The organism is Pseudomonas sp. TMW 2.1634 (assembly GCF_001703595.1).
In the GTDB taxonomy this organism is placed as follows: Bacteria; Pseudomonadota; Gammaproteobacteria; order Pseudomonadales; family Pseudomonadaceae; genus Aquipseudomonas; species Aquipseudomonas fragi.
In genome coordinates this window covers 718,458-729,420 of sequence record NZ_CP016849.1, presented here as the reverse complement: position 1 = coordinate 729,420, position 10,963 = coordinate 718,458, and the positions used below count along the sequence as shown (strand labels likewise).

The window sequence follows — 10,963 nt, the reverse complement described above, 5'->3', positions numbered from 1 at the left end:
TTGCTTTACATAACTTAACGGAACTTTACAAACCACCCGCTACTTCTTCAGTTGCTTCAGCCACAAGGAATACCCATGAACAACCTGCCCCTGATGACGTAATACAGCGCAATAAGTGGCCCCTCACTTATTGCCTCACCGTAAACACAAGTTGTCGTCCCTGCGTGCAAGGGCGAACGGAGCCTTATTGCCCTTCATTTAGTCGAGGGACTGTTAATGAGTGACGAGGTAAAGAATAAAACGCGATCTGCCCCGCTGCTCGACGCCGAACGCGTACAGCAGTGGACGCACATCCCCCATGTACCCAACACCTCGACACCCGGGGGCCTGGTGACATCGCGGGCGCTGCTGCTGGTAGGTCTGGTTGCCCTGCTGCACGCGGGCGCCTGGTGGGTGATGCAGCAGGCCAAGGCCGAACCTGTGGTCACGCCGCCCGAGATTCCGGAAATGACTGTCGAGCTGACCAGCCCGACACCACCGGCGCCCCCCGTGGAAGAACCGCCACCACCACCGCCGCCACCGGAACCCGAAGCGCCACCCGAGGACGAAGATGCGGTCAAGGAGCCGCCCAAGCCGGTGGAGAAACCCAAGCCCGTCGAAAAACCCAAGCCAGTGGTCAAGCCCAAGCCGGTGCAAAAACCGCAGCCGGTCAAGCCAGCGCCACCGGCACCTGCTGCTCCGGCGGCACCGACTGCGCCAACAGCACCCGCAGCACCCGCAGCACCTGCCGCAGCGCCGGGCCCGGTCAAGGAAACCGCAGCTGTGTCAGGGCTGGCCAGCCTTGGCAACCCGCCGCCCGAGTATCCGTCCCTGGCCTTGCGCCGCAGTTGGGAAGGCACCGTGGTGTTGCGCATCAAGGTGCTGCCCAATGGTCGCGCCGGCACGGTGGAGGTCACCAAATCCAGCGGCAAGCAGGCACTCGATGACGCGGCTGTAGAAGCCGTGCGCAACTGGAAGTTTGTCCCGGCCAAACGAGGGGATACCCCCATCGAAGGATTTGCCACCCAGACCATCTCTTTCAAATTGCCGGAATAACCCAGCCGGGTGCCGACACTAACTTTTATTTAGCCGCCGTGTGAGGTGTAACAATGAACGAGTCTCTGTCTTCCATGATTGTCCCCGGGGTGCTCTGGGCACTGGTGCTGTTTTCGGTGGTGAGCTGGGCTTTGCTGCTCATCAAATCATCGCAGTACCTGCGCCAGAAAGCGCAAAACTCGCAATTTAGCAAAGCCTTTTGGGCCGCCCCTGACCTGCTGACCGCCGCCGAACACGCCAGCCAGTACCCCGGCGCCCTGGCCCGCATCGCCAACAGCGGTTTTGAGGCCATGATTGTCGATGACACGCCGCGCACCACCCAGCAACTGGCCCACACCATCAACCGCTCCGACCGCCTGGAGCGCAACCTGCGCCAACAGATCCAAAAGGAACGCCGCGCCCTGGAAAGCGGCCAGGCGATCCTCGCCAGTATCGGCAGCACCGCGCCCTTTATCGGCCTGTTCGGCACCGTGTGGGGGATCATGGAAGCGCTGCAGACCATCGGCGCCACCGGTTCGGCCAGCCTGGAAACCGTAGCCGGGCCCATCGGCCATGCCTTGATCGCCACCGGTGTAGGTATCGCGGTCGCGGTACCGGCGGTGCTGATTTACAACTTCTTCCTGCGCCGCCTCAAGCTGGCCTCGGCCAACATGGACGACTTCGCCCATGACTTCGACGCCCTCGCCCAGCGCAGCGCCTTTGCCATCGACCGCCAGGCCATTTCCAACAAGCGCACCCCCGTGCGGGAGGCAAGCTGATGTCTTTCTCAACCCAGGACAGCGACGAAGTACTCAGTGAAATGAACGTCACCCCGCTGGTGGACGTGATGCTGGTGCTGCTGGTGGTGTTTATCGTGACCACGCCGATGATGACCAACGCGATCAAGATCAACCTGCCCAAGACCGACGCCGTGGCCTCGGCCCAGAAAAAAGACCCGGTGGTGGTCAGCGTCGACCAGGACGGCAAGTTCTACCTGGCCAAGAACGAAGTGGCCCCCGAACTGCTGGAAAAAAGCCTGCAGGACGTCAAGGCCCAAGACCCGGAAGTGCGCGTGCAGTTGCAGGCGGACGAAGGGGTCAACTACGGCCAGGTGGCCAAGGCTATGGCCTCCATCGAGCGTTCGGGCATTACCAAAATATCGGTGATGACCGCGCGCTGACCCTGACCTTGTGGGAGCGGGCTTGCCCGCGATGGCATCACTGCGGCTTGACTGAGCGAATCGCGAGCAAGCCCGCTCCCACAGGCATTGCAACACCCTACGCACCACCCACGCCGCGCAGGGGCCTTTTGGCCCTTGCAGGGGAGCGGCTTGCTTGAAAAACGTGTTTTGCCCCGGGTCGACACAACCCAACTGGAGTCATGAGGGCTCACAAGGCCATTCCAATAAACGTCTGAATAAGTCGGAAATAACCATGCAGATGAAGAGTTCAGGTTTTACCCTCAAGCCGCTCGTTGCAAGCTTGCAACGACACCGTTTTGTGCCGCTGTATCTGGTTGCTCTGGGGATGAGCGCGGGCCAGTTGCAGGCAGCCGAAGTGACTGCAGCGGATGATTCGAGCACCACCGTCAGCAGCGCCGATGCGGCACCTGCGCCAGCCACCACACAGCTGGACCGGGTCGAAGTGACCGGCTCGGCGATCCGCCGGGTGGATGCCGAAACCGCCGTGCCCATCACCATCCTGCGTGCCGAGCAGTTGCGCAACGAAGGCGTGACCACCACCGCCGAGATCATGCAGCGCGTGACGGGCAACCAGTCACTGCGCAACTCGGCCAGCTCCGTGGGTTCCGGCACCGGGGGGTCGAGCTTTGCCGACATGCGCGGCATCGGTGCCAACAAGACCCTGGTGCTGCTTAACGGCCGCCGTTTGGGCAACAACGCCATCGACGGCTCAGCGGTGGACCTGAACACCATTCCATTTGCCGCCATTGACCGCGTCGAAGTCTTGCGCGACGGCGCGTCGGCCTTGTACGGCACGGACGCCATCGGCGGCGTGATCAACTTCATCACCAAAAAATCCATGACCGACGGCACCCTGTCACTGGGCGGCGAAGGTGCAGACGCCAGTGGTGGCGGCGACAGCCGCGATATCAGCGGTAGCTGGGGCTACGGCGATCTGGAAAAAGACCGTTTCAACGTCATGGCCGTCGCCGGCTATAACAAACAAAACGCCCTGCACGCCAAGGACCGCACGTTCGCCAGCAACTATGAACCGGGCCGCGGCCTGGATCAGACTTCCGGCACGTCCAACCCTGCCAACTGGAGCCAGGGCAATATCAATACCAACCCGCTGGCAGCCAATGGTTGCAACGGGGCAAACCTGGTGCTGCGCCAGGGGCTATGCCGCTATGACACGCGCAACTATATCGACCTGCTGCCAGAAACCGAGAAGACCTCCTTTTTCGGCAAGGCCACCGGCAAGATCACCGATGTCGACAACGTCAACCTGGAGTACTTCTGGGCCCGCAACAACAATGCCGTGGGTGTTGCCCCCGCCCCCCTGATCGGCGCCAGCATGGACCCGAGCTCGCCTTACTACCCGGGCAACGGCATAACCCCGGGCACCAGCGATCCGTCCTTCGACCCTACGCAACCAATCGGCCTGAACTGGCGTGAAACCGCTGCCGGTGGCCGCCAGAGCAAAGACCAGAACACCAGCCAGCGTCTGGTATTGAGCTTCGATGGTGTGGCCAAGGGTTGGGATTACAATGTCGGTGCCTCGTACAACCAGAATCAGGTGAACTCCAGTGTGACGGGCGGTTACGCCAGCGACGCGGCCATGCTCAACGGCATTGCCGATGGCATCATCAACCCGTTCGGCCCGCAGACACCTGCCGGGCAGGCCTATATCGACGAGCACCAGTATCACGGCCAGTACATGTCTTCGGTGGGCCGGGTCACTGGTATCGACGGGCGCATGAGCCGTGAGATCGGCGACTGGTTCGGCGCCGGCCCGTCTGGCCTGGCGATTGGCGGTGAATACCGTCAGGAGAAGTTCCACCAGACCTTCGATGGTTTTGTCGCGGATATCTCCAGCCTCGGCGCCGACCCTGACGCCAGCGTCTCGGGTGACCGTAACGTCAAGGCGGTGTACACCGAGCTGAACGTGCCCGTGCTCGACAGCCTGGAACTGTCGGCCGCCGTGCGTCACGACAAGTACAGCGACTTTGGCAGCACCACCAACCCGAAATACTCGTTCCGCTACCAGCCGATCAAGGAGCTGGTGGTACGCGGTGCCTACAGTGAAGGCTTCCGCGCCCCGTCGCTGTACGAGCTGTACAACCCGCAGTACACCACTTACACCCAGGGTTACTACAACGATCCGCGCCTGTGCACCGGCGGTGTCGTGCAACCGGGCGGCAACGCCGGGCGCGACTGCGGCCAGCAGTTCCATAACCGCACCGGCGGCAACACCGAACTGTCCCCTGAAAAAGCCCGTAACGTGACCGTCGGTTTTGTCTACCAGCCGGTGCGCAATCTGTCGATGGGTCTGGATTTCTGGTGGATTCACATCGCCAACCAGATTGCCGAGTTCCCGGAATCCACTGTCTTTGACGATCCCAACGCCTATGCTGACCGCTATATTCGCAATGCTGACGGCTCCCTGAACTACGTACAGACCGGCCTCGCCAACCTGGGTGCCGTTAAAACCAGCGGCGTCGATGTGTCGCTGGACTACAAGTTCCCCAACACCCCCTACGGTCAGTTCGGCCTTGGCCTGCAAGGCACCTATGTGTCGCGCTATGACTACCAGACCACCATCGGCGGCAGCTATACCGACAAAGTGGGCGCATTCAAGGATGACGGCATGGTCGCGCGCTGGAAGCACGTGCTCAGCGGTACCTGGAATCTGGGCGCTTACCGGGCCTCGCTGGTCAACCGCTTCACCAGCGGCTATGACGACGCCGATCCGGACACCCACTCCCGTGTAGCGTCTTACACCCTGTGGGATATCTCCGGTGGCTACACTTTCAACAAGACCGTGGACCTGGATGCGGGGATCAAGAACATGTTCGACCGTAACCCGCCGTTCTCCAACCAGGCCTACAACTTCCAGAATGGCTACGATCCACGTTACGCAGACCCAATGGGCCGTACGTTCTTCGCCCGTGCCACCTATCACTTCTGAGTGAGCACCGCTGCCGGCACACTCCGGCCGGCAGCGGTTTAACTGCGAAATCGCGACCCCGCCGCGTTTTAACGCGCAATGCGGCGGGGATTTTTCCAGGCAGTCGATGGTTCAACACGCGGTACAAGGAAACCCCATGATGTCTGCATTTTTCCTGCCCCTGCTCCGTTCGCTGCTGGTACCCGTGTTGTCTTGCGTGTGCCTGAGCGTCAACGCCGCGCCCGGCCATGCCCTGACGGTGTATGGCGAAGCGCCCAAATACCCGGCCAATTTCCAGCACTTCGACTTTGTAAACCCGGACGCGCCCAAAGGCGGTTCGCTGAGCCGCACGTCAATGGAAATCGGCCAGTTCACCTACCTGTCGCCCTATATCGACCAGGGCACCGGTGTGGCCCAGGTCGATCAATGGGTCAATGCCCCCCTGGCCTTCCGCTCGCTGGACGAGCCCTATACGGTCTACGCGCTTGTCGCGCAAAAAATCGAACGCGACCCCGACGGCCTGTGGGTACGCTTCTACCTGAACCCCAAGGCCCGTTTCGCGGATGACACACCGATCACCGCGCAGGACGTGGCTTTTACCTACGACACCCTGATGACCAAAGGCAGCCTGAGCTATCGCATGCTCTACGGCGAGGTCAAGGACCGGGTCATCGAAGGCCCGCTGCAAATCCGCTTCGACTTCAAGAACAACCAGAACCGCACCCTGGCGCTGGACCTGGCCAGCATGCACGTGCTGCCGGAACACTGGTGGAAGACCCGCGACTTTGCCGCCGGCGGCGGCTACGAGCCACCGCTGGGCAGCGGCCCGTATGCGGTCTCCCAGGTTGATCCGGGGCGCAGTGTGAGCTTCGAACGCAACAAGAACTGGTGGGCCAAAGACTTGCCGGTGAGCAAAGGCCTGTACAACTTCGACCGTTTGAAAGTGATGTTCTACAGCGACATCGACGTGGCCCGCGAGATGCTCAAAGCCGGGGCGTTCGATTACAACCGCGAGTTCTCCGCCACCGGTTTCAGCATCGGCTACGCCAGCCCGGTGCTCAGCGACGGGCGCCTGCAAAAAGGCGTGTTCGCCAAGGAAAAACCCAGTGCCGCCCAGGGGTTTACCTTCAACCTGCAAAACCCGTTTTTTCAGGACCGCCGGGTACGCGAGGCGCTGAGCCTGCTCTGGGATTTTGAGTGGACCAACAAGCAGATGATGCGCAATTTTTATGTGCGCGCGCAGAGCTACTTCCCGAAAAGCGAAATGTCCGCCACGGCCCTGCCCGATGCGCGTGAACTGGAAATTCTCGAACCCTTGCGCGGGCAGATCCCCGATGAAGTGTTCACCCAGGTGTACCAGGCGCCGAAAACCGATGGCAGCGGCTATATCCGCGATAAACAGCTGCAAGCCCTGGCGCTGCTCAAGGAAGCCGGCTGGACACCGAAAAACAACCTGCTGGTCAACGCCAGGGGCGAACCCCTGCGCTTTACCTTTCTCGACAGCCCCAGCGGCTTCGATCGCATGGTCCTGCCCTGGAAACGCACCCTGGCACAGATCGGCATCACCATGGACATCCGCAAGGTCGACTCGGCGCAGTACATCAACCGCACCAACGCCCGCGACTACGACATGATGGTCGGCCAGTTCCCCCGCAACGGCCAACCGATCGTATCGCCGGGCCGCGAGCTGTACGACATGTTTGGCTCACGCAGCGCCACCCAGGCCGGGGCCTCCAACAACATGGTGCTGCGCAACCCGGCCGTCGACAAACTGATCGACGGGGTGGTACAGGCCAACAGCCGCAGCGAGATGGTCCACTACACCCGCGCCCTCGACCGCGTACTGCTGTGGAACTACTACATGATCCCGCACTACTACTCGGTCGGCACCCCGACGGTGTACCTGAACCGCTTCGGCCAGCCCGCCAAAGAAGCCAAGTTCGACGAAGGCCTGGACACCTGGTGGGAAATCAGCAAAACCCCGTTAACCAATGCTGCGTATGGCCAGGCCAGCGCACAGCCGGAGGGTCATTGAGATGCTGCATTACATCAGCCGTCGCCTGTTACTCATCATCCCCACCCTGCTGTGCATTCTGGTGGTCAACTTTCTGATCGTGCAGGCCGCCCCCGGAGGCCCGGTGGATCAAGCGATTGCCCGCTTGCAGGGCTTCGGCGGCTCGGCGGTGGGCGGTGGTGGCGGGGAAATGGCCGCGTCCGCAGCCGGTGCCAGCCGCAGCAGCCGCGGTCTTGACCCGGCGCTGATCGAAGAAATCACCAAGCATTACGGCTTCGACAAACCCATGCACGAGCGTCTGTGGCTGATGCTCAAGAACTACGCGCAACTGGACTTCGGCACCAGCTTCTTTCGCGGCGCCAAGGTCACCGACCTGATCGTGGAAAAGTTGCCGGTGTCGATCTCGCTGGGCTTGTGGGCAACGCTGATCACCTACCTGATTTCAATTCCGCTAGGCATCCGCAAAGCCATCCACAACGGCAGCGCCTTCGATGTATGGACCAGCACCGCAATCATCATCGGCTACGCCATGCCGGCATTTCTGTTCGCCATTCTATTGATCGTGGTGTTTGCCGGGGGCAGTTATGTCAGCTGGTTCCCGGTGCAGGGCATTGTCTCGGACAACTTCGACAGTCTGAGTTTTTTCGGCAAGATCGGTGACTACCTGTGGCACATGGTGCTGCCGGTATCGGCACTGGTGATCGGCGGTTTTGCCACCCTGACCATCCTCACCAAAAACAGCTTCCTCAACGAAATCAGCCGCCAGTATGTGGTCACCGCGCGAGCCAAGGGCCTCACGGAACGGCGCGTGCTCTACGGCCATGTGATGCGCAACGCCATGCTGTTGGTGGTGGCCGGGATTCCCCAGGCGCTGATCGAAGTGTTCTTTGCCGGTTCACTGTTGATTGAAACCATCTTCAACCTCGACGGTATCGGCCGCATGAGCTACGAAGCGGCGGTGTCGCGGGACTACCCGGTGGTGTTCGGCACCCTGTTTCTGTTCACCCTGTTCGGCCTGCTGATCAAGCTGATCGGCGACCTGTGCTACACCCTGCTCGACCCCCGTATCGATTTCTCGGCGAGGACTGCCTGATGTTTACCCTCTCTCCTCTTGGCCGTCGCCGCCTCAAGCACTTCAAGGCCAACCGCCGTGGCTGGTGGTCGCTGTGGATTTTTGTCGGGCTGTTCGTGGTGTGCCTGGGCGGTGAACTGATTGCCAACGACAAGCCCCTGGCGATTCACTACAAGGACAGCTGGTACTTTCCGATTGTCAGCAGTCACCTCGAAACCGATTTCGGCGGCGAGCTGCCCTTTGAACCGGACTACCGCAGCGACTATGTGCGCAAGCTGATTGCCGATCAGGGCGGCTGGATGCTGTTCGCGCCGATTCCGTTCAGCTACGACACGGTCAACTATGACCTGCAGGAACCCTCGCCCAGCCCGCCGAGCGCCACCAACTGGCTGGGCACTGACGACCAGGCCCGGGACGTGCTGGCCCGGGTGATATTCGGCGCACGGATCTCCATTCTGTTTGCCTTGATCCTGACGGCCATCAGCACCGTGGTCGGCATTACCGCCGGCGCCCTGCAAGGCTTCTACGGTGGCCTGGTCGACCTGCTTGGCCAACGGGTGCAGGAAATCTGGGCCGGATTGCCGGTGCTGTACCTGCTGATCATTTTGTCGGGCTTTGTGGCGCCGAGTTTCTGGTGGTTACTGGGCATCATGGCACTGTTCAGCTGGCTGGCCCTGGTGGACGTGGTGCGCGCCGAGTTCCTGCGCGGGCGCAGCCTGGAATACGTCAAGGCCGCGCGGGCACTGGGCCTGACTGACGGGGCACTGATGCGCCGGCATATCCTGCCCAACGCCATGACCTCCACCCTGACCTACCTGCCCTTTATCCTGACCGGCGCAATCGCCACCCTCACCGCCCTGGATTTTCTCGGTTTCGGCATGCCGCCGGGCAGTGCCTCGCTGGGCGAACTGATCGGCCAGGCCAAGCACAACCTGCAGGCGCCGTGGCTGGGCCTGACCGCGTTCTGTGCGCTGGCGCTGATCCTGTCGCTACTGGTGTTTATCGGCGAAGCCTGCCGCGATGCCTTCGATCCCCGGACCTGAGAATTGACATGACCAACACACTGATAGAAATCCGCGACTTGCGCGTGAGCTTTGCCGGGGCAGAAGTGGTTCACGGCCTCAACCTCGATATCCGCCGTGGCGAGTGCATGGCGCTGGTGGGCGAGTCGGGCTCGGGCAAGTCGGTAACGGCGCACTCAATCCTGCGCCTGCTGCCGGGCAAAGACGTGCAAACCCAGGGCAGCATCCGTTATGCCGGCACCGACCTGGTTACGGCCAGTGACAGCCAGTTGCGCAGTTTGCGCGGCAACCGTATTGCGATGATTTTTCAGGAGCCGATGACCTCGCTCAACCCGTTGCACACGGTGCAAAAGCAGATCAGTGAAATCCTGGTCACCCATAAGGGCCTGAAAAACCGGGCAGCGCGGCAACGCACCCTGGAGCTGCTGGAACTGGTGGGCATCCGTGAACCGGCCAAGCGCCTCAATGCCTACCCGCACCAACTGTCCGGCGGGCAGCGCCAGCGGGTAATGATTGCGATGGCCCTGGCCAACGAACCGGAGCTGTTGATTGCCGATGAACCGACCACGGCACTGGACGTGACGGTGCAGCAAAAAATCCTCGAACTGCTGATCGACCTGCAGCAGCGCCTGGGCATGTCCTTGCTGCTGATCAGCCACGACCTCAACCTGGTGCGTAAAATCGCCCAGCGCGTGTGTGTGATGCGCGGCGGCGAGATTGTCGAGCAGGCCAGTTGCGCGGCGCTGTTCCGCGAGCCAAAGCACCCCTACAGCCGCATGCTGATCGAGGCCGAGCCAACCGGTAGCCCGGTGCCCGGCGAATACCGGCATAACCTGCTGGAGGTCAGCGACCTGAAGGTCTGGTTCCCCCTGCCCAAGCCGCTGTTCAGCCGCGAGCGGCACTTTATCAAGGCGGTGGACGGGGTCAGTTTTGAGCTGAAAAAAGGCCGCACCCTGGGCATTGTCGGCGAGTCCGGCTCGGGCAAGTCGACCCTTGGCCAGGCAATCTTGCGGCTGGTGGATTCCGAGGGTGAAATCCGTTTTGGCAACAAGCAACTGAACATCCTCAGCCAGAACCTGTTGCGCCCGCTACGCCGGCAGATGCAGGTGGTGTTCCAGGACCCGTTTGGCAGCCTGAGCCCGCGCATGTCAGTGCAGCAGATCATCAGCGAAGGCTTGCTGGCCCATGATATTGGCACTGAGCAGGAGCGCGAGGCGGCGGTGATCCGGGTTCTGCAGGAAGTGGGCCTGGACCCGCAAAGCCGCCATCGCTACCCCCATGAGTTCTCGGGTGGCCAGCGCCAACGCATCTCCATTGCCCGGGCGCTGATCATGGAACCGGACTTGATACTCCTCGACGAGCCGACCTCGGCGCTGGACCGCACGGTGCAAAAACAGGTGGTCGACCTGCTGCGCGACCTGCAGGCGCGGCATGGCCTGACCTACCTGTTTATCAGCCACGACCTGGCGGTGGTGCATGCACTGGCCCACGACATGATCGTGATCAAGGACGGCAAGGTGGTGGAACAGGGGGATGCGCAGTCCATCTTCGACAACCCGCAACACCCCTATACCCGGGAACTGTTGCAGGCCAGCAGCTTGAAAACGCAGGAAACTGCGCTGGCCGATGTTGTGTAGTCGCTGACGAGCGGAGCGAGGCTGCGATCGGTTTGGTGCGCCACTGCGACGTAGCAGTCGCAACATCAGACAAGTTG

8 protein-coding genes are annotated in these 10,963 nt (G+C 61.5%); all 8 read left to right on the top strand.

Going from position 1 to position 10,963, the window contains the following annotated elements; all coding sequences use genetic code 11:
• Positions 1 to 216 precede the first annotated feature (216 nt).
• The gene (locus tag BFC21_RS03400) at positions 217 to 1,035 is read left to right on the top strand and encodes an energy transducer TonB (protein ID WP_120265688.1); all 819 of its coding nucleotides are present in this window, start codon (positions 217 to 219) and stop codon (positions 1,033 to 1,035) included.
• Between the two features lie 53 nt (positions 1,036 to 1,088).
• The gene (locus tag BFC21_RS03395; protein ID WP_029611376.1) at positions 1,089 to 1,793 is read left to right on the top strand and encodes a MotA/TolQ/ExbB proton channel family protein; all 705 of its coding nucleotides are present in this window, start codon (positions 1,089 to 1,091) and stop codon (positions 1,791 to 1,793) included.
• Positions 1,793 to 2,194: a biopolymer transporter ExbD gene (locus BFC21_RS03390; RefSeq protein ID WP_016780647.1), complete on the top strand. Its 402-nt coding sequence runs from the start codon at positions 1,793 to 1,795 to the stop codon at positions 2,192 to 2,194. Before BFC21_RS03395 ends, BFC21_RS03390 begins: the two co-directional genes overlap by 1 nt.
• A 253-nt stretch (positions 2,195 to 2,447) precedes the next feature.
• Entirely contained in the window at positions 2,448 to 5,162 is a 2,715-nt protein-coding gene (locus tag BFC21_RS03385; RefSeq protein ID WP_088377205.1) for a TonB-dependent receptor, read from the top strand.
• Between the two features lie 136 nt (positions 5,163 to 5,298).
• Positions 5,299 to 7,176 carry an extracellular solute-binding protein gene (locus tag BFC21_RS03380; protein WP_120265687.1) on the top strand — a complete coding sequence of 626 codons (1,878 nt, stop codon included), beginning with the start codon at positions 5,299 to 5,301 and terminating at the stop codon, positions 7,174 to 7,176.
• Between the two features lies 1 nt (position 7,177).
• The gene (locus BFC21_RS03375) at positions 7,178 to 8,248 is read left to right on the top strand and encodes a microcin C ABC transporter permease YejB (RefSeq protein ID WP_016780644.1); all 1,071 of its coding nucleotides are present in this window, start codon (positions 7,178 to 7,180) and stop codon (positions 8,246 to 8,248) included.
• Positions 8,248 to 9,270, top strand: a complete 1,023-nt coding sequence (locus BFC21_RS03370; RefSeq protein ID WP_088377203.1) for an ABC transporter permease — start codon at positions 8,248 to 8,250, stop codon at positions 9,268 to 9,270. The genes BFC21_RS03375 and BFC21_RS03370 overlap by 1 nt, the downstream gene beginning before the upstream one ends.
• Before the next feature lie 8 nt (positions 9,271 to 9,278).
• The gene (locus tag BFC21_RS03365) at positions 9,279 to 10,886 is read left to right on the top strand and encodes an ABC transporter ATP-binding protein (RefSeq protein ID WP_088377202.1); all 1,608 of its coding nucleotides are present in this window, start codon (positions 9,279 to 9,281) and stop codon (positions 10,884 to 10,886) included.
• The last annotated feature ends 77 nt before the right edge of the window (positions 10,887 to 10,963 follow it).

Bases quoted from the DNA above. Each gene is read 5' to 3' on its own strand.
- BFC21_RS03400 (WP_120265688.1), top strand. From the start codon at position 217: ATGAGTGACGAGGTAAAGAATAAAACGCGATCTGCCCCGCTGCTCGAC.
- BFC21_RS03395 (WP_029611376.1), top strand. From the start codon at position 1,089: ATGAACGAGTCTCTGTCTTCCATGATTGTCCCCGGGGTGCTCTGGGCA.
- BFC21_RS03390 (WP_016780647.1), top strand. From the start codon at position 1,793: ATGTCTTTCTCAACCCAGGACAGCGACGAAGTACTCAGTGAAATGAAC.
- BFC21_RS03385 (WP_088377205.1), top strand. From the start codon at position 2,448: ATGCAGATGAAGAGTTCAGGTTTTACCCTCAAGCCGCTCGTTGCAAGC.
- BFC21_RS03380 (WP_120265687.1), top strand. From the start codon at position 5,299: ATGATGTCTGCATTTTTCCTGCCCCTGCTCCGTTCGCTGCTGGTACCC.
- BFC21_RS03375 (WP_016780644.1), top strand. From the start codon at position 7,178: ATGCTGCATTACATCAGCCGTCGCCTGTTACTCATCATCCCCACCCTG.
- BFC21_RS03370 (WP_088377203.1), top strand. From the start codon at position 8,248: ATGTTTACCCTCTCTCCTCTTGGCCGTCGCCGCCTCAAGCACTTCAAG.
- BFC21_RS03365 (WP_088377202.1), top strand. From the start codon at position 9,279: ATGACCAACACACTGATAGAAATCCGCGACTTGCGCGTGAGCTTTGCC.